The sequence below is a fragment of the Cellulomonas uda genome (genome assembly GCF_006538705.1).
GTDB classification, from domain to species: Bacteria; Actinomycetota; Actinomycetes; order Actinomycetales; family Cellulomonadaceae; genus Cellulomonas; species Cellulomonas uda.
Genome location: NZ_BJLP01000005.1, coordinates 60,196 through 83,458 on the forward strand (window position 1 = coordinate 60,196; position 23,263 = coordinate 83,458).

The following is a 23,263-nucleotide window of genomic DNA, read 5'->3' on the forward strand; positions in this document are numbered from 1 at the left end:
GGTGCTACGGCGTGCGCAGCGTGGCCTGCCAGTCGTCGTACAGCTCGGCGAACCGGCCGCCCGCCGTCGCGAGGTCGGCCGGGGCACCGTCCTCGACGACGCGCCCGCCGTCGACGACGAGCACGCGGTCCGAGCCCATGACGGTCGACAGCCGGTGCGCGATCACCACGGCCGTGCGACCCGCGAGCAGCGTGCGCAGGCCGCGCTGCACGAGCGCCTCACCGGGGACGTCGAGCGAGCTGGTCGCCTCGTCGAGGATCAGCACGGCCGGGTCGGCCAGGAACGCGCGCGCGAACGCGACGAGCTGGCGCTGCCCCGCCGACAGCCGCCCGCCGCGCTTGTCGACGAGCGTGTCGTACCCGTCCGGGAGCGACGCCACGAGCTCGTGCACGCCGACGGCACGCGCCGCCGCCTCGACCTGAGCGCGCGACGCGCCCGGACGGCCGAGCGCGATGTTCGCGGCGACCGACCCGGAGAACAGGTACGACTCCTGCGTCACCATGACGACCGCTCGGCGCAGGTCGCCGGGCGCGACGTCGCGCACGTCGACCCCGTCGAGCAGCACCGCTCCCGCCCGCACGTCGTAGAACCGCGCGAGCAGCTTCGCGACCGTGGACTTGCCCGCGCCCGTCTCGCCGACGAGCGCGAGCGACTGCCCCGCCGGCACGTGCAGGTCGAGCGCGGGCAGCACGCCCGGCCCGTCGCCGTAGCCGAACTCGACACCCCTGAACCGCACGTCGCCGCGCACCTCACGCAGCGCGACGGGGTGCTGCGGGTCGGGCACCGACGGCTCCTGCGCGAGGAGCGCCGAGAGCTTCTCGAGCGCCGCGGTCGCCGACTGGAACGAGTTGTAGAACATCCCGATCTGCTGCAGCGGCTGGAAGAACCGCCGCGCGTACAGCACCGCGGCCACCAGCACCCCCACGTCCAGCCCGTCGTCGAGCACACGCAGGCCGCCGACCAGCAGCACCCCCGCGACCGTGACGTTCCCGATCAGCGTCAGCCCCGTGTCGAACACGCCGTTGACGCGGATCGCGTCGGCCGTCGTGCGGCGGTAGACCTCGGCCTCCGCGCCGTACACGTGCCCGGCCGCCTCCTCACGACGGAACGCCTGCACCGCGCGGATGCCCGTCATGGTCTCCACGAACCGCACGATCACGCGCGCGGCGGCGGTCCGGTTGAGGCGGTACTGGCGCTGCGAGCGCAGCTGGAACCACCGCGTGAGCACCACGCCCGGGACCACCGCGACCAGCAGCACCAGGCCGCTGCGCCAGTCGAGCAGCGCGAGCGACGTCGCGGTGAGCACCATCGCGAGCCCGGACGACGCGAGCGTGGTGACACCGCCGTCGAGGAGCTCGCGCAGCGCGTCCGTGTCCGACGTCTGCCGGGAGATGATCCGGCCCGAGGTGTAGCGCTCGTGGAACTCCAGGCTCAGGCGCTGCGTGTGCCGGAACAGCCGGCCGCGCAGGTCCAGCAGCACCGCCTGGCTCACGCGCGCGGACGCGCGCACCACCTGCGCGGAGAGCAGGCCTCCCCCGACCGCGAGCACCAGGTACACGCCCGCCGCGACGACGAGCGGACGCGCGTCACCGTCGTCCGCGAGGGCAGGCAGCGCCGAGTCGATGCCGTAGGCGACGAGCGCGGGCCCGGCGACCGCCGCGAGCTGCGCGAGGACGACGAGCGCGACCGTCCACCACGCGGGTCGCGCCACCGGGCGCAGCAGCGAGCCGAGCAGCCCGAGCGAGCGGCGGCGGACGACGCGCGGGTCCTCGAGCGCCTCGTCGGACGCCGCGTCCGCGGGCGGCGGGCCCGCGGACGGCGGGCTCGCGGGCGCCCCGTGGGTCGTGGGTGCCGTCATCGCGCGGTCTCGACCCACTCGTCAGCGGCCTCGTCGGCGGCCTCGTCGGCCGTGCGCTCCTCGTCCTCGCGCACGTCCGTGTCCTGCGCCCTGCGGTCCGCCGCGCGCGCCGCGTCGTCCACCGCCTCCTGGGCCGTGAGCACGTACCGGTAGTGCGCGTGCGTCGCGAGCAGCTCGGCGTGCGTGCCCACGCCCGTGATCCGGCCGTCCTCGAGCACGGCGACGCGGTCCGCGAGCGCGACCGTCGACGGACGGTGCGCGACGACGAGCGTCGTCGTGCCCGCGAGCACCTCCCGCAGGCGCGCGGTGACCTGCGCCTCCGTGCTCACGTCGAGCGCGGACAGCGGGTCGTCGAGCAGCAGCACGCGGGGGCGCACGGCGATCGCGCGAGCGAGCGCCACGCGCTGACGCTGCCCGCCGGACAGGCTCAGGCCCTCCTCGCCGATGACCGTGGCGAGCCCGTCGGGAAGGTCGCGGGCGAAGCCCGCGCGCGCGACGTCGAGCGAGCCCTGCAGCAGGTCCTCCGCCTCCTCGGCGGGCAGGTCGGCGGGCGTGCCGAGCAGCACGTTCTCGCGCACCGACGCGGAGAACAGGATCGGGTCCTCGAACGCGACGGACACCGCCGCGCGCAGCTGGGCGCGGGTGAGGTCCCGCACGTCGACGCCGTCGACGCGCACCGCGCCGGCCGTCACGTCGTACAGCCGTGGGACGAGCTGCAGCAGCGTCGTCTTGCCGCTGCCGGTGAGCCCGACCAGTGCGGTCGTCGTCCCGGGCTCGAGGCGCAGGTCGACGCCCGCGAGGACCTCCCCGACCGGCCCCGACCCGCGCGCCGGGTGCGCGAAGTGCACGCCGTCGAGCTCCACGAGCGAGCCGCCGGCCGGGCGGGGCGGCAGCGCGACCGGGGCCTGCGGGTCACGCACCGTCGGGACGGTGTCGACCACCTGCACGAACCGCTCGGTCGCGGCACGCGCGTCGAGCGTCATCGCGAGCAGGTTGCCGAGCCGCTCGACGGGCGCGTTGACGATCGCCGCTGTCGCGAAGAACGCGACGAGCGCACCGACCGACACGCGGCCCGCCGCGGCGAGGGGCACACCGACCGCGAGGGACACCGCGAGCACCGCCTCCGGGATCGCACCCAGCGCGAACGTCACGCGTGACTGCGTGCGGGCCTTGGCGACCTCGGTCGCGCGCAGCTCGTCGGCCTGCCGCACGAAGTCACCGAGCGCGTCCTCGCCGCGGCCGAACGCCTTGAGCACCCGGATGCCGTGCACCGACTCCTCGACCGTCGTCGCGAGGTCACCCGCCTGGTCGCGCGCGCGGCGCGCGACCACCTTGTAGTCCTGCCGGAACCGGAACCCGAGCCAGACGACCGGCACCGCACCCGCGAGGTAGACCAGGCCCAGCACGGGCGCCGTCGCGATCATGAGACCGACGCCGACCACCACGGTCGTCGCGCTCACGCACAGCATGACGAGGCCGAACACCATCCAGCGTCGGATGACCGACAGGTCGCTCATCGAGCGCGACAGCAGCTGCCCGCCCGACCAGCGGTCGTGGAACTCGACCGGCAGGTCGAGCAGGTGGCGGAACAGGTCGCGCCGCATCGTGAGCTCGACGCCCGTGCCCGGTGTGAGGATCAGCGTCCGCCGGCACCACACCAGGAACGCCTCGAGCACGCCCAGCGCGAGCACCAGCCCGGCGGCCTCGACGACCGCCGTCCGCGACCCGTCCGTGAGCAGCGGCCCGTTGACCACCGAGCGCAGCACCTGCGGCACCGCGAGCGCGAGGAGGCTCGCACCGAGCGCCGTGAGCCCGCCCACGACGATGCGCGGGACCGCCGGCCGACCCCAGTGCACGAGGCGCAGGAGCACGCTGCGCGAGGGACGTCCGGGGGGCATCCCGTCACACTACGTCCGCCCGCCGACGAGCCCACCCGGGGGCGTCGTCGTCTCACGGGGCGGGCGTGCGCCCGCGGACCGGCTCCGGTCAGACGCCCGTGCGCGCCGTCGTCGTGTTGTTCGCCTGCGCGCGCGGCCGCACGACCAGCAGGTCGACGTTGACGTGCGCGGGCCGCGACAGCGACCACGCGATGGTGTCCGCGACGTCGTCGGCCACGAGCGGCTGGTACCCCTCGTACACCGCCGCGGCACGCTCGGCGTCCCCGTCGAACCGCACGAGCGAGAACTCCTCGGTCGCGACCGCGCCCGGGGCGATCTCGATGACGCGGACCGGCTGGCCGACGATCTCCCACCGCAGCGTCTGGGCGAGCAGGTGCTCGGCGGACTTCGCACCGGTGTACCCCGCGCCGCCCGGGTACGCGCCGTGCGCCGCGGTCGACGTCACGACGACCACGTCACCCGCGCCGCGCTCCCGCAGCAGCGGCAGCAGACCCTGGGTGACCCGCAGCGTGCCGAGGACGTTGAGCTCGTACATCGCGCGCCACTGCGCGAGGTCGCCCGACTCGACCGGGTCGAGCCCGAACGCGCCGCCCGCGTTGTTGACCACGGCGTCGAGGCCCCCGGTCGCGCGCACGTGCTCGACGAGCGCCGCGACGTCGTCGTCCGAGGTCACGTCGGCCACGAACGTCTCGGCGCCCGTCGCGTCCGCGAGGGCCGCCAGCCGGTCCGCGCGGCGCGCGGTCGCGACGACGTCCCACCCCTCCGCGCGCAGGCGGCGGACGGTCGCCGCGCCGATGCCGGACGACGCGCCCGTGACGACGGCGCGGCGGGGGGTGCTGGTCATGCTGGCTCCTGGTGTCGGTATCGGTCCGCGGTCGGCGCTGCGAGCGGTCGGTCGCACGCTACGACGCGCGGGGCACCCCGTGCACGCGACGTTTGCGTGCGCGGCCCGCTGGTCCTTAGGGTTTCGGCGGAACCCGGCCGGACGTTCGGCCAGGTCGCACCGCCCTCGACTGGGACGGTCCTCCACGGCGCGACGTGCGCCGGCACCCCTTGGCCCGCGCCCGACGGCGTGCGCGGCGTGTCGCCCACCGGAGGAGCCCCATGCCCACGCCCGCCCGTCCTCGTCGCCGGCTCGCGAGCGCCGTCCTCGTCGCACCGCTGCTGCTCGCCGGGTGCGCCATCGCCTCCGACGGCGACCGCCCGGGCTCGGCGGCCGGCACGACGACCGCCGACGCCTCTCCCGCGTCGTCGTACCCCGTCACCGTCGACAACTGCGGCACCGAGGTGACGCTCGACGCCGCTCCGCAGCGCATCGTGACGATCAAGTCGTCGACCACCGAGCTCGTCGCGGCGCTCGGGGCGGCCGACCGCCTCGTCGGGACCGCGTTCTCGGACGGCCCGCCGCCCGAGGACCTCGCGCCCGCCCTCGCCGACGTGCCCGTCCTGTCCGACAAGGTGCCCGGGCAGGAGGCGCTGCTCGCCGCCGAGCCGGACCTCGTCGTCGGCGGGTGGGAGTCGAACTTCTCCGCGGACGGAGTCGGGGAGCGCGACACGCTCACCGGCCACGGCATCGCCACGTACGTCGCACCGTCGGCGTGCAAGGAGCCCGGCTACCAGCCCGACCCGCTCACGTTCGACGACGTGTTCGCCGAGATCCGCGAGGCGGGCGCCCTGCTCGGCGAGCCCGAGGCCGCCGAGCAGGTGGTCGCCGCGCAGCAGGCCACGCTCGACGGCGTCGACCCGCTCGACGGCGCGAGCGTCGTGTGGTGGTCGTCCGGCACGGACACCCCGTTCGTCGGCGCGGGCATCGGCGCGCCCGCGATGCTGCTCGACGCCGCGGGGCTGACCAACGTGTTCGCCGACGTGCACGACACGTGGACGTCGGTCGGCTGGGAGCAGGTCGTCGCGGCCGACCCCGACGTGCTGGTGCTCGTCGACTCGACGTGGAACACCGCCGCTGACAAGAAGGCCGCGCTCGCCGCCAACCCGGCCACCGCCGCGCTGCAGGCCGTGCAGCAGGAGCGCTACGTCGTCGTGCCGTTCGCCGCGAGCGAGGCGGGCGTGCGCAACGCCGACACCGTCGCGTCGATCGTCGAACAGGCGCGCGCCCTGGGCCTGGGCTGACCGCGGCGTGCGGCGCACGACGAGGACCGGGACGCCCGGCGCCGACCTGCGCGGTGACGAGCGGCGACCCCCGCGTCGGCCGCCGCTCGCGGCGCTCGTCGTCGGCGGCCTCCTCCTGCTCGTCCTGAGCCTGCTCGTCACGGTCACGATCGGCCCCGCCGCGCTCGGCGTCGGGCAGGTCGCGCGTGTCGTCGGCCACCACCTCGGGCTCGTCGGGGACGTCCCCGCGCTGCACGACGCGATCGTGTGGGACCTGCGCGCACCGCGCGTGCTCACCGCGGCCGCCGTCGGCGCGGGGCTCGCGACCGCCGGCGCCGTGATGCAGTCGCTCACGCGCAACCCGCTGGCCGACCCGTACCTGCTCGGGCTCTCGTCGGGCGCGTCGCTCGGGGCGGTCGCCGTGCTCGTCGTCGGCGTGTCGCTCCTGCTGCCCGTCGCCGCGTTCGCCGGTGCGGTCGCCGCGCTCGTCGCGACCCTGACGCTCGCGCGCACCGCCGGGTCCGTCACCCCCACGCGCGCCGTGCTCGCGGGGCTCGCCGTGTCCCAGCTCGCGGCCGCGGGCACGTCGTTCGTCATCTTCTGGACCGCGACCGGGGACTCCTACCGCGAGATCCTGTCCTGGCTCCTCGGGTCGCTCGCGGGCGCCACGTGGCCGTCGGTCGCCATCGCCGGCAGCGCGCTGCTCGTCGTCGGGTCCGTGCTGCTGGTCGTCGGCGGACGCCTCGACGCGTTCGCGTTCGGCGACACCGCCGCCGCCGCGCTCGGCATCGACGTCGACCGCACGCGGTGGACGCTCATGACGCTCGTCGCGCTGCTCACCGGCGCGATGGTCGCCGTGAGCGGCGCCATCGGGTTCGTCGGCCTGATCCTGCCGCACGCCGTGTCCGTGCTCACCGGCCCCACGCACCGCCGCCTGCTGCCCGTCGCCGCGCTCACGGGCGCGACGTTCCTCGTGTGGGCCGACACGCTCGCCCGGACCGTGTTCGCGCCGCGCGAGCTGCCCGTGGGCATCGTCACCGCGATGGTCGGCGTGCCCGTGTTCGCCGTGCTGCTGCGGCGGGGACGGGGGACGGCGTGGAGCTGACGATCTCCGGGGTCGGTGTCCGGCTCGGCGGGCGGTGGGTGGTCGACGGGGTCGACGCGACTCCCCCGGCCGGTGCGCTCACCGGGCTGCTCGGGCCGAACGGCGCCGGCAAGACGACGCTGCTGCGGCTCGTGGCGGGGCTGCTGCCGCCCGATGCGGGAGCGGTCCTCGTCCCCGCTGCGCCCGGGTCGTCGGAGCGCACGTCGTCCGACCGCTCGTCGTCGGACGGTGCTCCGGGGGCTCGCCGCACGCCCGTGCACACGCTCGACCGGCGCCTGCGCGCTCGGCGCGTCGCGCTGCTCGAGCAGGAGTCCAGCGCGACCGTCCCGCTCACGGTCCGGGAGGTCGTCGCGCTCGGCCGCATCCCCTACCGCTCGCTGTGGGGCACGGACCCCGACGACGGCGCGGTGCTGCGTGCGCTGCGGGCCGCGAGCGCCGCACACCTGGTGGACCGCACGTGGTCCACGCTGTCCGGCGGCGAACGGCAGCGCGTGCACGTCGCGCGGGCGCTCGCGCAGGAGCCCGAGCTGCTGCTGCTCGACGAGCCGACCAACCACCTCGACGTGTCCGCGCAGCTCGCGCTGCTCGCGTTCGTACGGGACCTGGGCGTCACGACCGTCGCCGCGCTGCACGACCTCAACCTCGCCGCGGCGTTCTGCGCGCACGTGCTGGTGCTCGCCGACGGACGCCTGGTCGCCGCGGGCCCGCCGGCCGACGTGCTCACGCCGCCGCTGCTGCGCGAGGTGTACGGCGTCGACGCGGACGTCCTGGTGCACCCGCGCACGGGTCGGCCGGTCATCGCACTCACCGGGCGCGCGTGACGCCCGGCTCCGGGCCGGGGACAATGGCCGCCATGGCGCTCTGGATGACCGGCGACGCGGCCGCGGACCAACTCCTCGACTCCGACCCGTTCGCGCTGCTGATCGGGATGCTGCTGGACCAGCAGTACCCGATGGAGGCCGCGTTCGCGGGTCCCGCGAAGATCCTCGACCGGCTCGGCACGCTGTCGCCCGAGGCGCTCGCGCACGCCGACCCCGACGAGTTCGCGGCCCTGTGTGCGACTCCCCCGGCGGTGCACCGCTACCCCGGCTCGATGGCCGGGCGCATCCAGGCCGTCGCGCGTGCGGTCGTCGAGGAGTACGACGGCGACGTGACCCGCATCTGGACGGACGGCGACCCCGACGGCGCGACGGTGCTCAAGCGGCTGCGTGCGCTGCCCGGGTTCGGCGAGCAGAAGGCCCGGATCTTCCTCGCGCTGCTCGGCAAGCAGCGCGGCGTGCAGCCCGCCGGCTGGCGGGAGGCGGCCGGCGCCTACGGCGAGGACGGTGCGCGGCGGTCGATCGCCGACGTGACCGACGCGGTCTCGCTCGGCCAGGTGCGGGAGACGAAGAAGGCCGCGAAGGCGGCTGCGAAGGCTCGCTGACGCCACGCAGGCTCGGTCCTCCGCGTCGTCCGGTCTGTGGACGACGATGTCCGGGTCGTCCCGATGCGCGTAGGATCGAACACATGTTCGAGCGCGATGGTGTCGAGGCAGGCGGGTCCGCCGACCGCGCCGTCGTGCCACCGAGCTGCCATCCCGACAAGGACGGCGAGGCGCTCCTCGCGACGCTCGAGTCGGTGGTCGCGCTGCTCGCGGAGGCGAGCGTCCGGTCGCGCGGCGCAGCGACCTGGGCCCCTGGGGTGCGGGCCCGGGTGCTGCGCGTGCTGGACCACGTGCCGGGTCTCGTCGCGACGCTGCGCTCCCCTGTGCTCGTCGCGCAGCGCGACTCCGCAGCGGCCGTCGGGGGCGAGCGGGCGTTCCTCGACACGCGGGCCCGGCTCACCGGAACGTCGCGGTTCCACGCGGCGCGTGAGGTCGGCACCGCGCAGGCGCTCGCCGAGCTCGACCAGGTGCGTGAGGCCGTCAGCCGCAACGTCATGCCCGTGGGCCACGCGGACGTGCTCGCGCGCACGATGCACGACGCGCGCGAGACGGTCGCCGCCGTGCTCCGCGCAGGCCCGACGCAGTCGCAGGTCGTGGAGCTCGCTCGGGGCACGGAGGTCCGGGAGTTCGCGCGCTCGCTCGCGGCCCTGGTGGCCTCGCACGACCACGACCAGCTCGAGGACGCCCGCTCCGCCGCGCGGCGCGCGCGGTTCCTGCACGTGACCCACCACCCGGACGGCACGTTCCTCAAGGGGCGGCTCGACCCGGTGAGCGGCGAGATCCTCGCACGCGCCCTCGACGCGACCGGCCACCGCGAGGACGACGAGCGCACCCGCGAGCAGGCCCGCGCGGACGCCCTGGCCGCTCTCGCCCAGCACGCCCTGCGCTCCGACGTCCGCCCGGCGCCCGGCGGTGAGGAGCCCGGCCCGGGGGCCCACGGCGACGGATCCGGCCCGGACGCTCGCGGCGGCGGGCACGGTCCCACCACCCGCGACGGGGAGACGGTCCGCGGGACGGCGAGCGCCCCGGTGGCCCAGGTCAGCCTCCTCGTCCCGGCGGCGACCTGGGACGAGGTCCGGCGGCGGCTCGCGCACCGCGCAGGACCCGGCGGCCGGGCAACAGGTCCCGACGCGGACGGCTCCGCCACCGGAACCGCACCGCCGCAGTCGGTCCTCCCGGACGTCCCGGTGCCGGCGGCCACGACCGAGGACGGCACCGTCCTGAGCCGCTCCGAGCTCGCCGCGGCGTTGTGCGACTGCGCGATGACGCGCGTCGTGATGGACGCGCGAGGGCTGCCGCTGGACGTCGGTCGGACCCGCCGGATGTTCACCCCGGCCCAACGCACCGCGGTGGTCACGCGCGACCGGATGTGCGCGTGGAACGGGTGTGCCGTCGTGCCGCGGTTCTGCGAGGTCCACCACATGCGCTGGTGGCACCGCGACGGCGGGCGCTCCGATCTCGAGAACGCCGTGCTGCTGTGCAGCCACCATCACCACCACGTGCACGAGCAGGACCTGACGGTCGACCGGCGGACCCACCCGCCCGGCGAGGGACCGGCGGGCGAGGTCGGCCCGTCCGCGGGCCTGGCCCCACCCGCCCGGTACGAGTTTTGTGAGCGTTCAGGCGAGCCGGTCAACGCACCCGCGTCACGCGACGACCGGGCGCGGACGTGACGCAGGGCCACCGGCCCGGTAGCGGACGTGACGCCGGGCCACCGGCCCGGCCGCGGGCGTCGGACGTCGGGGTCGGCTCGGGAACCCGCGGCGCCGTGGCGTCAGCTCGGGTCGGACTCGGGCCGGGCGTCGAGGGCGTCCTTCCAGCCCTGGGCGTAGGCCTCGGCGCTGCCCTGGCGGAACATGTCCTGCTCCCCCGTGCGCACGAGCACCCGGGCGCCGGGGCCGTCGTCGTCGAGCACGTGCGCGGCCAGGCCGCGGACGATCGCGAGCGGGCGGCCCGTCGCCTTGCCCTTGACGAGCTCGGCGGCGGCCGCGACCTCGTCGGCCACAGCAGTCACGGTCATGGTCAGCGGACGGCCGAACGAGTCGGACTCGCCCCGCAGGTCGTCCAGGACCCGCACGCCCGCGGCGCCGATCGTGATGTCGGTGACGCCGTCGCGCCACGGCCGCCCGGCGGTGTCGGTCATGAGTACCCCGACCCGCACGCCGAACGCCGCCGCGATCCCGGCGCGCAGCGTACGGGCGCTCGCGTCGGGGTCGAGGGGCAGCAGCAGGACGGTGCCCTCGGGGGTGTTGCTCGCGTCCACCCCGGCGGCGGCCATGACGAGCCCGAGCCGGTTCTCGACGATCCGCGTGACACCGGTCGCGTGCTCGCGCGTCGCGACCACCCGCACGGTCTCGGCCGTGATCGCCTGCTCGCGGTCGTCGGCCGCGACGACGCGCCCCTCGGCCTTGGAGACGACCTTCGAGGTCAGCACCAGCAGGTCCCCGTCCGCGAGCGCACGGTCGGGGTGGGCGGCGGCGTCGTCGCGCAGGAGGCCGACGAGCAGGCCGACGAGGTCGTCGCCCGGGACGATCTCCCGCAGGCCCGCGGGAGCCCACACCCGCAGCTCGTCCATGGTCACCGCGGGTTCACCGCACCAGCTTCGGCAGCACGTGCTCACCGAACACGTCGATCCACTCGCGCTGGTTGCGGCCCACGTTGTGCAGGTAGATGCGGTCGAAGCCGAGGTCGACGTACTTCTGGATCGCCGCGCGGTGCACGTCGGGGTCGGCGGAGATGACCATGCGGCCCTCGAAGTCCTCGGGACGCACGAGCCGCGCCATCTGCTCGAGCTCGAACGGCGAGCGGATGTCGGCCTTGGGGAACTTCATGCCCCCGTTGGGCCACTCGTGCATCGCGTTGGCGAGCGCCTCCTCGTCGGTCGGTGCCCACGACAGGTGCACCTGCAGGACCTTGGGCAGGTCCTCGGGGTTGCGGCCGGACTCGCGCACGCCGTCGTGGAAGCGCGAGAACAGGCCCTCGATCTTCTCGAGCGGTGCACCGACCGTGATGAGGCCGTCGGCGTGGCGACCCGCGCGCTTGGCGGTGATCGGGCCCGCGGTCGCGACGAGGATCGGCGGGGCCTCCTCGGGCATCGTCCACAGCCGCGTGGACTCCATCTTGTAGAACTCGCCGGAGTGCTTGACGTCCTTGCCCGCGAGCGACGCGTTGAACAGCTTCTTGATGATGTCGATGGCCTCGAACATGCGGTTGATCCGCTCGGGGGCCTCGGGCCAGTACTGCGCGGTGATGTGCTCGTTGAGCGCCTCGCCGGAGCCCAGGCCCAGCCAGTGCCGCCCCGGGTACATCGCCGCGAGCGTCGCGCTCGCCTGCGCGACCATCGCGGGGTGCCAGCGGAACGTCGGCGCGGTCACGCCGGGCCCCATGTCGCCGCTGGTCCGCTCGCCGATCGCCGTGAGCACGTTCCACACGAACGCGGCCTGCCCCTGCGCGGGGACCCACGGCTGGAAGTGGTCCGCGGCCATGACGCCCGAGAAGCCGTGCTCCTCGGCGTACGCCGACAGCGCGACCGCCTCGGTGGGGTGGAACTGCTCGAGCATCGCCGCGTACCCGACCGTCAGGCCGGACGCCGTCACACCAGTCACGTGGTCGTCCTCGTCTCGCTCGTCGTGGCGCGCGCGTGGCGCGGCCGTACCCGATCGACCTTATGCCGTGCGGCGCGGTGGGCGACTGAGCGCGGCGGTCAGGTGCACGCGGTCAGGTGCACGCGGTCAGGTGCACGCGGTCAGGTGCACGCGGTCAGGTGCGCGCGGGTTCGCGCACCGGCGGCAGCACCGGCTCCGGCGTCCCGTCGCGCAGCTCGCCGTCTGACGCGGCGCCGGAGCGGACCAGCGCGACCCCGGTGACGACGAGCGCGGCACCCAGGACCTGGATCGCCAGCGGCGCCTCGCCGAGCAGCAGCCACGCCAGGAGCACGGCGAACAGCACCTCCATGAGCGCGAGGAACGACGCGAGCCGCTCCCCGAGCAACCGCACCGAGACCGCGCTGACGCCGTACGCGAACGCCGTGGGCACGGCGCCGACGACGAGCAGCGGGACGAACCACTCGACCTGCGCCCCGAGCATCGTGACCTGCACCCGCGGTGCCGCCACGGGCAGGATCCCGACGAGCGCGACGAGCGTCACGGTGAGCGCGCCGACGAGCATCGCCGAGCCCGCCAGGCTCACGGGCGGCAGGGCGATGGGCCGTGCGGTGAGCGCGAAGTACGCGGCGTTGCCGATGGCCGCGACGCACGCGTAGACGAGCCCGAGCGCGTCGAGCTCGAGCGAGCCGGTCACGTCGAGCACGAGCACGAGCCCGGCCATCGCGAGCGCGGCACCGGCGAGGGTCGCGCGCGACGGGGTGCGGCGCGTGCGGAACCACGACCAGCCCAGCAGGAGCAAAGGCCCGGTGTACTCGACGAGCAGCGCGACGGCCACGGGGAGCCGGTCCACGGCAAGGAAGTAGAACGTCGAGGCGCCCGCGACGCCGAGCAGACCGAGCCCGACGACGGTGCGCCACTCGGCTCGCAGCACGTGCCGGCGCCCCCGCAGGGCCCACGCCGCGGGCCCGGCGAGGAGCAACGCCCCCAGCCACAGCCGGACCAGGATCGCCGCGCCGGGCGTCCAGCCGGCCGCGAGCAGCGGCTTGACGACCGGCCCGCTCGTGGCGAACGCGAGCGCGGCGACGAGCCCGGCGACGATCCCCACGCTGCGGGCGCGCGTGCCCTGCATCTGCTCTCCCCGACGTGCCGCCGCCCTGCGCTCCGTGTCAGGGGTCACAGGCTCCTATGCTCGTGACAGTAGGACCCGACCTGCTCAGGAGTCAATGTGGTTTTTGCTCGTGACACCGAGGCGAACCTGCGCGCTGCGGTCGAGCTGGTCAACAGCGACCGTCGGCGCGACGGCGCGGACGCCCTCGCGCGCGTCGACCAGCTCGACGCGTTCTACCGGCGGTGGGGCTACTCGGTGCGCCACGACGGCGACCTGGCCGAGCTCGCGCAGGTGCACGACGCGCGCACGCGCCTGGGGCGGCTGTGGGACGTCGACCGCGACGAGGCCGCCGGGCTCGTCAACACGATCCTGCGCGACGCCGCCGCGGTGCCCTTCCTGACCCGGCACGACGCGCTCGACTGGCACCTGCACGCGACCGTCCCGGACGCCCCGCTCGCGACGGTCATGCTCGTCGAGACCGCCATGGGCGTGGCCGACGTCGTGCGGTCCGACGAGTACGACCGCCTGCGCCGGTGCGCGGGCGAGGACTGCACCGCCGTGCTCGTGGACCTGTCGCGCAACCGCTCCCGCCGGTTCTGCGACGTGAACAACTGCGGCAACCGCGCGCACGTCGCCGCCTACCGAGCCCGCCACACCGCGGACTGACCGCCGCACGGACCGACCGTCGAGCGGCAGCGAGCAGCACCCAGCACCGAGCAGCACCGGCCGCGGGACGGCACCGACCGCGGAGCAGCACCGCGGGGTCAGCGCGGCAGCGGACCACCCACCGCGGGCAGGGCCGCCGGTGTCCCGGCCCAGCGCAGCGCCCCGCCCGCCGGCGGGTCGGTCAGGCAGCCGGCGAGGTCCACCGGCTCGTCGGGCACGCCGGCACGCACGGCCGCGGGCAGCAGCGCCCGGTCGGACACGTCCTGAGGCGCGGCCGCGACGACCTCGACCGACACCACGGTCGAGCCGTCCGACAGCCGCGCGGGCAGCCCGAGCTCGTCGACGACCTCGCCCGTCACGGTCGCCGTGGCGGGCACCCCCTCGTGCACCTCGCGCACGAGGTCGACGCGCACCGAGTCCTGCCGGCCGGCGCACTGCGCGTACACCGGGACCCACCCGGCCGCCACCGCCCGCCCGACCTCGGCGCCGACCGCGCGCCACGGCTCGTGCGGCGAGTCGCTGCGCGCCGACGCGCGCGGCCGCGCGTAGCGACCCCCGCCCGGGTCGTCGTCGCTCTCGACGCTCGCGTCCGCGGGCCACCCCTGCGCCCGCAGCGCGTCGAGCACGTCGTCCCGGCTGAGGTCACGCGCGCACCCCCCGACCGCGGCGAGCACCAGCCCGACGACGAGCCCCACGACCACGGGCCTCCCCGCGCCCCGAGCCGTGACCCGAGCCAGCACCCGAGGCGTCACCCGAGCCCTCACCCGAGCCCTCACCGGGCAGCCTCGTCGGCGCCCTGGACGGTCGGCAGCAGGTCGGTCGGTCCCACGCTCGCTCCCCCTGCGCCACCGAGGCAGGCCAACGCGTCGAACGCGACCGGCTCGTCGGGCACCTCGACGCGCGCGCGGTTCGTGTGGTGCGGCGCGTACGCCGCGACGAGCACGCGGCGCGGCAGCACGCGCGTCGCACCGTCCTCGACGCCCGACTGGTCCTGCTCCACGCGCACCTCGCCCACCGCCGCGGCCCCGTCGGCCAGCACCCGTACCAGCTCGACCGTCACGGGCCACCCGGAGTCCGTGCCCGAGCCGTCCCCGCAGCGTGCCGCGGCGACGACCCAGCCCTCACGCGCCGCGGCGGACGTCTGGGCCGTCAGCACCTGCCCGACGGTCCCGGTGGCCGTGCGCGTCCCGCGCGCCGCGCCGGGCTCGAACTGGCGGTCCGTGCCGAACGCGTACCGCCCGACCGTCAGCGCGGTCGCCGCGAGCCAGGGGTCGGCGGCGAGGTCCTGGAAGCGCTCGACGTCGACGCGCGTCGTCTGGTCCTCGGGGACGGGCGGCGTGCACGCGGCGAGCGCGCACGCGGCGACTGCGACGGCCGACACCCCGGCGAGCGCGCCCCGCGCGGTGCGGCCGGTCACGGCGTGACGACGGCCCACGGCTTGGGCCACCCGCCCACCGAGAACTCGCCGTGGACGAACTGCTCCTGCGTGACGACCACACGCTCGCCGTGCCCGGGCTCGTAGAGCTCGATCGACCCGTCGGCGTGCGCGTACACGAGCACGACGTGCCGCGGGGCGGTCTCGTCGCCGACGTAGAGGATGGCCGGGTCGCCCCGGTCGGTGGACTCGACCAGCGAGCGGTAGGCGTCCTGCTTGTCGTCGGGCGAGGCCGGGTCGACCATGTCGACCCGGTAGCGCACGCCGTCCGGCGCCAGCGCGTCGAGCTCCTCGGCGGCGGCCCACGGCGAGGTCCCGAGCGCGGGGATCCACGGCATGGAGACGTTGCCGGGCCGCCACCCGCCGTCGGGGTCCTTGCGCGGGTCGTCGGTGCGGCGCTTCATCTCGGTCTCGAGCTCGGTGAACCGGTCGGCGGGTGTGCGGGCCGGGTCGTCGGCGTGGCCCGTGGTCGCGTCGTAGCCGGTGAGCACACGCAGCGCGAGGGCGGGGTCGCGCAGCATGCTGGCGTAGACGAGCGACGACGAGCCGCAGGTCGTGCCAGTCGTCTGCGTGAACGGGCCGTCGCGCCGCAGCGCGGACCGCGGGTCGAGGAGCGCGTCGGGGTCCGCCGCGCGGTTGATCCGTTCGGCGAACCGCCGCAGCGTGGCGAGAGGGTGTCCAGCCGCGAGCGCGGCAAGCAGCCAGGCGCGGTGCCGCTCGGACGCCGCACCGGTCATGAGCGCGTCGAACGCGGCACGGTCCTGCGGGGACAGCGCGTCGTACGCGGCCCGCGCGCGCTCGAGCACGCCGTCGACGAGCGGGGGCCGGCCCGAGCCGGTGCCGTGCTGGCCGAGGACGTCGAGCGCGCGCATGCCGGGCGCCGCTCCGTCGGGGAACGGCATCGCGGCCTCGACCGCGGCGAGCTCGCTCGCGCACGCCTGCGCCGCCGCCCCCGCGTCGCGCCACGACTCGAGCGCGGCGGTCAGCGCGTCACGCAGGTGCCGCACGACGTCGTCGAGCTGGTCCAGCTCGCCCGGGTGGCGCGGGATGTCGTCGCGTGCGCGGCGCAGCGAGGCCGCGACGTCACCGTGCCTGCGCTGCGCGCGGGCGAGCGCGTCCGCGTGCTCCTCGAGCGCGACGGCGGCTCGTCGGGCACCGGCGGCCGCATCGGTGAGCCGACGGTCCAGCTCGAGCGCCGTCGCGTCGAACGCGCGCGCGGCGGTGCCGGTCCAGACGGTGCGTCGGTGCGCCCGGTCGGTGTCCACCTTGTCGGTCGTCGCCGTCAGCCCGCGCGCGAGCGCCGACCAGGCCTGTGCGGCGCGCCGGCTCGCCGCGGGGTCTCCCGGCGGCGGTTGCGTGGCGACGGTGCGGACCCGGTCGACGAGCCGACCCGCGGCGCGGACGTTCTCGACGATGTCCAGCGGGTTCAGCGAGAACCCCGCCTCGTCGAGCGAGTCGAGGCCGCGCCACAGCGACTGGACGACCTCGTCGAAGTCGACGTCCACGACCCCGCTCACGGCTGGACCCCGCGGAACGTGGCGGCCGTCCGCTCGTCGCCGTCCGTCGTGGCGCGCACGCACGCGTCGAGCTCGGTCCCGACCTCGACCAGCGCGGCGGCGGCGACCCGCAGCCCCTCGGTCCAGCGGTGCACGGCGCGCTCGTGGGCGCGCGCGACCGGCACGACGGCCTCGGCGGTCGCGGCCGCGTGCGCGTCGCGCACCCGGCCGAGCTCCATGCCGGACGCGCGGAAGCGCACCGCCATCGCCCCGACGGCGGCCGGCTGCAGCTCGACGTCGTCGCTCACTCCCCCACCCTTCGTCGGACACCCCGTCGTGGATCGACCCGAGTCATCGTGGCAGACGAGCCGCCTGCCCGGAACCGGGGCGGTCGGTCCGTCGAACGCCCCCCCGTCGAACGCCCTCGCGGGGCGGTGCCGGCGTGGCACGATCGGCCGACGGCTCACCCGCGCAGAAGGAGCGACGTGGACACCCTCGGATACCAGGCGCTCGTCCACGACAGGCTCGTCGTCTCGGGCTACACGGTGCGCAGCGCACCCCCGTCGGCGCTCGTCGGGTACCGCCGGGACTTCCGCGTGCGGTGGTTCGCGACCACCCTGCACCTGCTCGTCCACGTCGCCACGACGCCCCACGTGACGGCGGACGGGCTCGCCCGGTTCACCCGCGCGTCGCTCGACCACGCGAAGCTCGCGCACGGCGGGATGCGCGGCATGCAGTCGGGCGTCGGGGTCGTCTCGGTGGTGGTCGGCGACCGCGCGGACGACGACGCGCACGCCTACGCGCTGACGACCACCGTGCGGGACTTCGCGGCGTTCGCCTGGCCGGCCGTCGTCGACCTCGACGCTCAGGTGCGCTCGAGCCGGACCGCCGGGCCGATGGTCGGCGCGGTCTACAACTCCTGGATGCGCGCGCAGATCGACGCGCTCCTGCCGCAGCCCGACGCCCTCGTAGGCGCGGACCCACGCTGAGGCGTCCCGACGCACGAAACCCGTACGGGAAGACCCCCGACGTCTGGGAAGATGGGCGGTCATGAGCGACCTGACCTCCCGCACCGACGTCCCGACGACCGCGACCGGCCGCCGCGTACCGGACAAGGTCGGCCTCGAGGGGCTCGAGGAGTCGTGGTCGCAGCGCTGGGCCGAGCTCGGGACGTACTCGTTCGACCGCACGCGCTCGCGCGAGGAGATCTACTCGATCGACACCCCGCCGCCCACCGTCTCCGGCTCGCTGCACGTGGGGCACGTGTTCTCGTACACGCACACCGACGTCGTCGCGCGGTACCGCCGCATGCGCGGCGCGGAGGTGTTCTACCCGATGGGCTGGGACGACAACGGCCTGCCCACCGAACGTCGCGTGCAGAACTACTACGGCGTGCGCTGCGACCCGTCGCTGCCGTACGACCCGGACTTCACGCCGCCGCACGAGGGCACGGACAAGACCGTGAAGGCCGCCGACCAGGTGCCGGTCAGCCGACGCAACTTCGTCGAGCTGTGCGAGCGGCTCACGGTCGAGGACGAGCGGCAGTTCGAGGCGCTGTGGCGCCGCCTCGGGCTCTCGGTCGACTGGTCGATGACCTACCAGACCATCTCGGCGGAGTCGCGCGCCGTCGCGCAGCAGGCGTTCCTGCGCAACCTCGCGCGTGGTGAGGCGTACCAGGCCGAGGCGCCGGGCCTGTGGGACGTGACGTTCCAGACCGCCGTCGCGCAGGCCGAGCTCGAGGCGCGCGACTACCCGGGCGCGTTCCACCGGGTCGCGTTCCACGGCGCCGACGGCCCGGTCCACATCGAGACGACGCGACCGGAGCTGCTGCCCGCGTGCGTCGCGCTCATCGCGCACCCCGACGACGAGCGCTACCAGCACCTGTTCGGCACGACGGTCACGACCCCGCTGTTCGGCGTCGAGGTCCCGGTGCTCGCGCACCCGGCCGCCGAGCCCGACAAGGGCGCGGGCATCGCGATGTGCTGCACGTTCGGCGACCTGACCGACGTGCAGTGGTGGCGCGAGCTGCAGCTCCCGACACGCTCGGTGGTGCAGCGCGACGGCCGCCTGCTGCGCGAGACGCCGGAGTGGATCACGTCGCAGCAGGGCCGTGAGGTGTTCGCGCAGCTCGCGGGCAAGACGACGTTCTCGGCACGCGAGGCGGTCGTCGCCGGTCTGCGCGCCTCGGGTGACCTCGACGGCGAGCCGACGCCCACGCAGCGCAAGGCGAACTTCTACGAGAAGGGCGACAAGCCCCTCGAGATCGTCACGTCGCGTCAGTGGTACATCCGCAACGGCGGCCGCGACACGGACCTTCGCGCGGCGCTGCTCGCGCGCGGTGCCGAGCTCGACTTCCACCCCGAGTTCATGCAGGTCCGCTACGAGAACTGGGTCGGCGGCCTGAACGGCGACTGGCTCATCAGCCGCCAGCGGTTCTTCGGCGTGCCGCTGCCGGTCTGGTACGCGCTCGACGCCGACGGCGAGCCCGACTACGACAACCCGCTCGTCCCGTCCGAGGACCAGCTTCCCGTCGACCCGTCGTCGGACGTGCCCGCGGGCTACACCGCGGACCAGCGCGGTGTGCCGGGAGGCTTCGTCGGGGACCCCGACATCATGGACACGTGGGCCACGTCGTCGCTGACCCCGCAGATCGCGGGCGGCTGGCGCTCCGACCCGGACCTGTTCGCGCGCGTCTTCCCGATGGACCTGCGGCCGCAGGGCCAGGACATCATCCGCACGTGGCTGTTCTCGACGGTGGTCCGCTCGCACCTCGAGCACGGGTCGCTGCCGTGGACCGACGCCGCCATCAGCGGGTGGATCCTCGACCCGGACCGCAAGAAGATGTCGAAGTCCAAGGGCAACGTCGTCACGCCCATGGGCCTGCTCGAGGAGCACGGGTCGGACGCGGTCCGGTACTGGGCGGCCTCCGCGCGGCTCGGCACCGACGCGGCGTTCGAGGTCGGCCAGATGAAGATCGGCCGACGCCTGGCGATCAAGGTGCTCAACGCCTCCAAGTTCGCGCTGTCGTTCGGCGCGGCCGACGAGGCACCGTCGCTCGACCCGGCGCTCGTCACGGTCGCGCTCGATCGGGCGATGCTCGCCGGCCTGGCCGACGTTGTCGACCAGGCGACCGCCGCGCTCGAGTCGTACGACCACACGCGCGCGCTCGAGCTCACGGAGACGTTCTTCTGGACGTTCTGCGACGACTACCTCGAGCTCGTGAAGGACCGCGCGTACGGCGAGGGTGCGGGGGCGCAGAGCGCCCGCACCGCGCTGTGCCTCGCGCTCGACGTGCTGCTGCGCCTGCTCGCGCCGGTGCTGCCGTTCGCCACCGAGGAGGTCTGGTCGTGGTGGCGCGAGGGCTCGGTGCACCGCGCCGCGTGGCCGCAGTCCGCGCCGCTGCGCTCGGCGACGGGTGACGCGTCGTTCGCGACCGTGACCGCGGCCGGTGCCGCGCTCGCGGCGCTGCGCAAGGTCAAGTCCGAGGCGAAGGTGTCGATGCGCACGGAGATCCTCGCCGCGCGCCTCGAGGTCCCGGCCGCGCAGCTCGCCGACGTCGAGGTCGCGCTCGACGACGTGCGCGCCGCGGGCCGCGCCACCGGCACGCTGGAGCTCGTCGCGGGCGAGGTCGAGCAGGCCGTCGCGCACGACGCGCAGCTGGGCGAGCCGGTCAAGCGCGGCGCCTGACGCCCGACGGTGGGAGGCGAGCACCGACGTGCCCGTCTCCCACCTGCGGGCGTAGCGTGCTGGGCATGACCTCGACCTCGCCGAGCCGACCGACCGCCCCCGAGGACGTCCCCACCCGCACGCTGGCCGACGGCCTGGTGCTGCCCGCCATCGGCTTCGGCACCTACCCGCTCAAGGGCTTCGCGGGCCGGGACGCGGTGGCCGACGCGATCGGCGCCGGGTACCGCCTGATCGACACCGCGTACAACTACGAGAACGAGGGTGCGGTCGGCGCGGGCGTGCGCCAGTCCGGTGTGCCGCGCGACGAGCTCGTGCTGCAGACCAAGCTGCCGGGCCGCTACCACCGGCACGACGACGCGGTCACGGCCGTGCAGGAGTCCCTGCTGCGCGCGGGGCTCGACCACTGGGACCTGGTCCTCATCCACTGGCCGAACCCCGGCCGCGGGCTGTACGCCGAGGCGTTCGCGGCGCTGCTCTCGCTCCGGGACGCCGGTCTGGTCCGGTCGGTCGGCGTCTCGAACTTCCTGCCCGAGCACCTCGACTCGCTGAAGCGCGTCACGGGTGAGCTGCCGACCGTGAACCAGGTGGAGCTGCACCCGCACTTCGCGCAGCCGGAGCAGCGGGGCGCCGACGAGGCGCGCGGCGTGCTCACGCAGTCGTGGAGCCCGCTGGCCCGCGGACCGCTGCTCGAGGAGCCGGTGATCCAGGAGGTCGCCCGCGCGCACGGACGCACACCCGGCCAGGTGGTGCTGCGCTGGCACGTCGAGCTGGGTGCGGTGCCGCTGCCGAAGTCGGGCTCGGCCGAGCGCCGCAGGGAGAACCTCGCGGTGTTCGACTTCACGCTGTCGCCCGACGAGGTCGCGGCGATCAGCGGGCTGTCGCGGCCGGACGGTCGCACCAACGACCAGGACCCGGCGGTCTACGAGGAGCTCTGAGCGACGGCCGGCGGCACACCGCGGGCCGACGAGCGCGCGAGGCTACCGCCCGGTAACCGAGCGGTAGGGTCTCGTCGTACCCCCACGGAGAGAGACATGTCCCCCAGCACCTCGCCGTCGACGCTGCCCGCCGACGCCCCTCGTTCCATCCCCGGCATGCTCGCGCAGCGACTCGCGCGCGACCCCGACGGCACGTTCGCCGAGCGCTCGTCGGGCCTGGGCTCCGCGTGGACGCCCGTGACGGTCCGCGGGTTCGTCGCGGAGGTCACCGCGGTGGCCAAGGGCCTCGTGGCCCGCGGCATCGCACCGGGCGACCGGGTCGGCATCATGTCGCGCACCCGGTACGAGTGGACGGTGCTCGACTTCGCGGTGTGGTCCGCGGGCGCGGTCGGCGTGCCGGTGTACGAGACCGACTCCGCGGAGCAGGTGCGCTGGATCTGCGCGGACGCGGGCATCCGCCTGCTCGTCGCGGAGACCGAGGCGCACGCCGCCGTCGTCGAGAGCGTGCGTGACGACCTGCCCGGGCTGCGCGAGGTCCTCGTGATCGACGCCGGCGCGCTCGAGCAGCTCGTCGTGTCCGGCCACGACGTGCCCGACGCCGAGATCGGGCGGCGCAGCGCGCTCGCCGGCCGCGACGACCTCGCGACCGTGATCTACACCTCCGGCACCACCGGCCGCCCGAAGGGCGTCGAGCTCACGCACGGCAACTTCGTCGCGGTCTGCCTGCTCGGCATCGACGACCTCGGCGAGGTGTACGCGCAGCCGCACTCGCGCACGCTGCTGTTCCTGCCGCTCGCGCACGTGTTCGCGCGGTTCATCCAGGTGCTGTGCGTCCCGTCCGGCGCGGTGCTCGGGCACACGCCCGACACACGCAACCTCCTGCCCGACCTCGCGTCGTTCCGTCCCACGTTCCTGCTGGCCGTGCCGCGCGTGTTCGAGAAGGTCTACAACTCGGCCGAGCAGAAGGCCGGCTCGGGCGCCGCGCTGCGGGTGTTCCGCTGGGCGGCGAAGGTCGCGATCCAGTACTCACGCGCCCTCGACACGCCCGCAGGACCGAGCGCCGCGCTGCGCACGCAGCACCGGCTCGCGGGGCGCCTCGTGCACGCGAAGCTCCGCGCGGCGCTGGGTGGCCATGTCGAGTGGGCCATCTCCGGTGGTGCGCCGCTCGGCGACCGGCTGGGGCACTTCTTCCGGGGGATCGGCGTGCGGGTCCTCGAGGGCTACGGGCTCACGGAGACGACCGCGCCCACCGCGGTCAACCTGCCGCGTCTCACCAAGGTCGGCACGGTGGGTCCCGCGTTCCCGGGGACCCGGGTGCGCGTCGACGAGGCGGGCGAGATCTGGGTCGCAGGTCCGCACGTCTTCCGCGGGTACCGGCACGACGAGGAGGCGACGAAGGCCGCGCTCGTCGACGGCTGGTTCCGCACGGGCGACCTCGGCTCGCTCGACGAGGACGGGTACCTGCGCATCACCGGCCGCTCCAAGGAGATCATCGTGACCGCGGGCGGCAAGAACGTGGCCCCGGCGGTGCTCGAGGACCGCCTGCGCGGGCACCCGATCGTCAGCCAGGTCGTGGTCGTCGGCGACCAGCGGCCGTTCATCGGGGCACTCGTGACGTTGGACGCCGAGATGCTGCCCGGGTGGCTCGCGAACCACGGCCTGCCGGCCATGGACGTCGTCACCGCCGGTGAGCACCCCGCCGTGCTGGAGGCGCTCGACCGCGCGGTGGCCCGGGCCAACGAGGCGGTCTCGCGTGCCGAGTCCATCCGCAAGATCGCCGTGCTGCCGACCGACCTCACGGAGGCGAACGGCTACCTCACGCCGTCGCTCAAGGTGAAGCGCACCCGCGTGCTCGCGGACTTCGCCCCGCAGATCGAGGAGCTCTACACGGACACCCGCGGAACCGCGCGGGACTGAGACGGCTCGGGCCGCGCGCCCTCG

Annotated in this window: 20 protein-coding genes; 10 read left to right on the forward strand and 10 right to left on the reverse strand. The window is 75.2% G+C overall.

Annotated elements, in window-relative coordinates; genetic code table 11:
* Positions 1-4: 4 nt before the first annotated feature.
* From CUD01_RS02640 to CUD01_RS02650, 3 genes are all read right to left on the reverse strand, one after another.
* Positions 5-1,858, reverse strand: coding sequence for an ABC transporter ATP-binding protein (locus CUD01_RS02640; RefSeq protein WP_141318498.1), 1,854 nt, complete (start codon positions 1,856-1,858; stop codon positions 5-7).
* Positions 1,855-3,756, reverse strand: coding sequence for an ABC transporter ATP-binding protein (locus CUD01_RS02645; RefSeq protein WP_141318500.1), 1,902 nt, complete (start codon positions 3,754-3,756; stop codon positions 1,855-1,857). The genes CUD01_RS02640 and CUD01_RS02645 overlap by 4 nt, the downstream gene beginning before the upstream one ends.
* Before the next feature lie 88 nt (positions 3,757-3,844).
* Positions 3,845-4,600, reverse strand: a complete 756-nt coding sequence (locus CUD01_RS02650) for an SDR family oxidoreductase (protein ID WP_141318502.1) — start codon at positions 4,598-4,600, stop codon at positions 3,845-3,847.
* A 260-nt stretch (positions 4,601-4,860) separates the two neighbouring features.
* Here CUD01_RS02650 and CUD01_RS02655 point away from each other — a divergent pair, with 260 nt between their 5' ends.
* The 5 genes from CUD01_RS02655 (at position 4,861) to CUD01_RS02675 (ending at position 10,063) form a co-directional block, all read left to right on the forward strand.
* Positions 4,861-5,883: a putative F420-0 ABC transporter substrate-binding protein gene (locus CUD01_RS02655; RefSeq protein ID WP_141318504.1), complete on the forward strand. Its 1,023-nt coding sequence runs from the start codon at positions 4,861-4,863 to the stop codon at positions 5,881-5,883.
* Positions 5,884-5,890: 7 nt separating this feature from the next.
* Complete coding sequence (locus tag CUD01_RS02660; RefSeq protein ID WP_371860745.1) at positions 5,891-6,967, forward strand: putative F420-0 ABC transporter permease subunit; 1,077 nt, start codon at positions 5,891-5,893, stop codon at positions 6,965-6,967.
* On the forward strand, positions 6,958-7,788 hold the full coding sequence (locus CUD01_RS02665; protein ID WP_141318506.1) for a putative F420-0 ABC transporter ATP-binding protein: 831 nt from the start codon (positions 6,958-6,960) through the stop codon (positions 7,786-7,788). Before CUD01_RS02660 ends, CUD01_RS02665 begins: the two co-directional genes overlap by 10 nt.
* Before the next feature lie 32 nt (positions 7,789-7,820).
* The gene (locus tag CUD01_RS02670) at positions 7,821-8,390 is read left to right on the forward strand and encodes an HhH-GPD-type base excision DNA repair protein (RefSeq protein ID WP_141318508.1); all 570 of its coding nucleotides are present in this window, start codon (positions 7,821-7,823) and stop codon (positions 8,388-8,390) included.
* Positions 8,391-8,473: 83 nt separating this feature from the next.
* Complete coding sequence (locus CUD01_RS02675) at positions 8,474-10,063, forward strand: HNH endonuclease (RefSeq protein ID WP_141318510.1); 1,590 nt, start codon at positions 8,474-8,476, stop codon at positions 10,061-10,063.
* A gap of 101 nt (positions 10,064-10,164) precedes the next feature.
* Here the strand turns inward: CUD01_RS02675 and cofE are convergent, their stop codons facing one another.
* The 3 genes from cofE to CUD01_RS02690 all read right to left on the reverse strand — a co-directional run bounded on the left by cofE (position 10,165) and on the right by CUD01_RS02690 (position 13,172).
* A complete protein-coding gene (cofE, locus tag CUD01_RS02680) occupies positions 10,165-10,965 on the reverse strand; it encodes a coenzyme F420-0:L-glutamate ligase (RefSeq protein WP_141318541.1) in 801 nt (266 codons plus the stop codon).
* A 13-nt stretch (positions 10,966-10,978) separates the two neighbouring features.
* On the reverse strand, positions 10,979-11,995 hold the full coding sequence (locus CUD01_RS02685) for a TIGR03557 family F420-dependent LLM class oxidoreductase (protein ID WP_268532088.1): 1,017 nt from the start codon (positions 11,993-11,995) through the stop codon (positions 10,979-10,981).
* Between the two features lie 154 nt (positions 11,996-12,149).
* Entirely contained in the window at positions 12,150-13,172 is a 1,023-nt protein-coding gene (locus CUD01_RS02690) for an EamA family transporter (protein WP_244937619.1), read from the reverse strand.
* A 48-nt stretch (positions 13,173-13,220) separates the two neighbouring features.
* On the opposite strand from CUD01_RS02690, the gene CUD01_RS02695 reads away from it, so the two are divergent.
* Positions 13,221-13,769: a CGNR zinc finger domain-containing protein gene (locus tag CUD01_RS02695; RefSeq protein WP_094179700.1), complete on the forward strand. Its 549-nt coding sequence runs from the start codon at positions 13,221-13,223 to the stop codon at positions 13,767-13,769.
* A gap of 98 nt (positions 13,770-13,867) precedes the next feature.
* Here CUD01_RS02695 and CUD01_RS02700 read toward each other — a convergent pair whose 3' ends face one another.
* From CUD01_RS02700 to CUD01_RS02715, 4 genes are all read right to left on the reverse strand, one after another.
* Positions 13,868-14,470 (reverse strand): hypothetical protein, encoded by a 603-nt coding sequence (locus CUD01_RS02700; protein WP_141318512.1) that lies wholly within the window; start codon positions 14,468-14,470, stop codon positions 13,868-13,870.
* 71 nt (positions 14,471-14,541) lie between these two features.
* Entirely contained in the window at positions 14,542-15,186 is a 645-nt protein-coding gene (locus CUD01_RS02705) for a hypothetical protein (protein ID WP_141318514.1), read from the reverse strand.
* Entirely contained in the window at positions 15,183-16,721 is a 1,539-nt protein-coding gene (locus CUD01_RS02710; RefSeq protein WP_094179697.1) for a WXG100 family type VII secretion target, read from the reverse strand. Before CUD01_RS02710 ends, CUD01_RS02705 begins: the two co-directional genes overlap by 4 nt.
* A complete protein-coding gene (locus CUD01_RS02715) occupies positions 16,718-17,008 on the reverse strand; it encodes a hypothetical protein (protein WP_094179696.1) in 291 nt (96 codons plus the stop codon). Before CUD01_RS02715 ends, CUD01_RS02710 begins: the two co-directional genes overlap by 4 nt.
* 177 nt (positions 17,009-17,185) lie before the next feature.
* On the opposite strand from CUD01_RS02715, the gene CUD01_RS02720 reads away from it, so the two are divergent.
* The 4 genes from CUD01_RS02720 (at position 17,186) to CUD01_RS02735 (ending at position 23,239) form a co-directional block, all read left to right on the forward strand.
* Complete coding sequence (locus tag CUD01_RS02720; protein WP_141318516.1) at positions 17,186-17,689, forward strand: hypothetical protein; 504 nt, start codon at positions 17,186-17,188, stop codon at positions 17,687-17,689.
* A 61-nt stretch (positions 17,690-17,750) separates the two neighbouring features.
* Positions 17,751-20,387 carry a valine--tRNA ligase gene (valS, locus tag CUD01_RS02725; protein WP_141318518.1) on the forward strand — a complete coding sequence of 879 codons (2,637 nt, stop codon included), beginning with the start codon at positions 17,751-17,753 and terminating at the stop codon, positions 20,385-20,387.
* A 65-nt stretch (positions 20,388-20,452) separates the two neighbouring features.
* Complete coding sequence (locus CUD01_RS02730) at positions 20,453-21,322, forward strand: aldo/keto reductase (RefSeq protein WP_141318522.1); 870 nt, start codon at positions 20,453-20,455, stop codon at positions 21,320-21,322.
* 96 nt (positions 21,323-21,418) lie between these two features.
* Complete coding sequence (locus tag CUD01_RS02735; RefSeq protein ID WP_141318524.1) at positions 21,419-23,239, forward strand: AMP-dependent synthetase/ligase; 1,821 nt, start codon at positions 21,419-21,421, stop codon at positions 23,237-23,239.
* Positions 23,240-23,263: the final 24 nt, after the last annotated feature.

Coding starts and splice junctions, on each gene's coding strand:
- cofE (WP_141318541.1), bottom strand. CDS start 10,965: ATGGACGAGCTGCGGGTGTGGGCTCCCGCGGGCCTGCGGGAGATCGTC.
- CUD01_RS02675 (WP_141318510.1), top strand. CDS start 8,474: ATGTTCGAGCGCGATGGTGTCGAGGCAGGCGGGTCCGCCGACCGCGCC.
- CUD01_RS02645 (WP_141318500.1), bottom strand. CDS start 3,756: ATGCCCCCCGGACGTCCCTCGCGCAGCGTGCTCCTGCGCCTCGTGCAC.
- CUD01_RS02670 (WP_141318508.1), top strand. CDS start 7,821: ATGGCGCTCTGGATGACCGGCGACGCGGCCGCGGACCAACTCCTCGAC.
- CUD01_RS02650 (WP_141318502.1), bottom strand. CDS start 4,600: ATGACCAGCACCCCCCGCCGCGCCGTCGTCACGGGCGCGTCGTCCGGC.
- valS (WP_141318518.1), top strand. CDS start 17,751: ATGAGCGACCTGACCTCCCGCACCGACGTCCCGACGACCGCGACCGGC.
- CUD01_RS02735 (WP_141318524.1), top strand. CDS start 21,419: ATGTCCCCCAGCACCTCGCCGTCGACGCTGCCCGCCGACGCCCCTCGT.
- CUD01_RS02640 (WP_141318498.1), bottom strand. CDS start 1,858: ATGACGGCACCCACGACCCACGGGGCGCCCGCGAGCCCGCCGTCCGCG.
- CUD01_RS02730 (WP_141318522.1), top strand. CDS start 20,453: ATGACCTCGACCTCGCCGAGCCGACCGACCGCCCCCGAGGACGTCCCC.
- CUD01_RS02655 (WP_141318504.1), top strand. CDS start 4,861: ATGCCCACGCCCGCCCGTCCTCGTCGCCGGCTCGCGAGCGCCGTCCTC.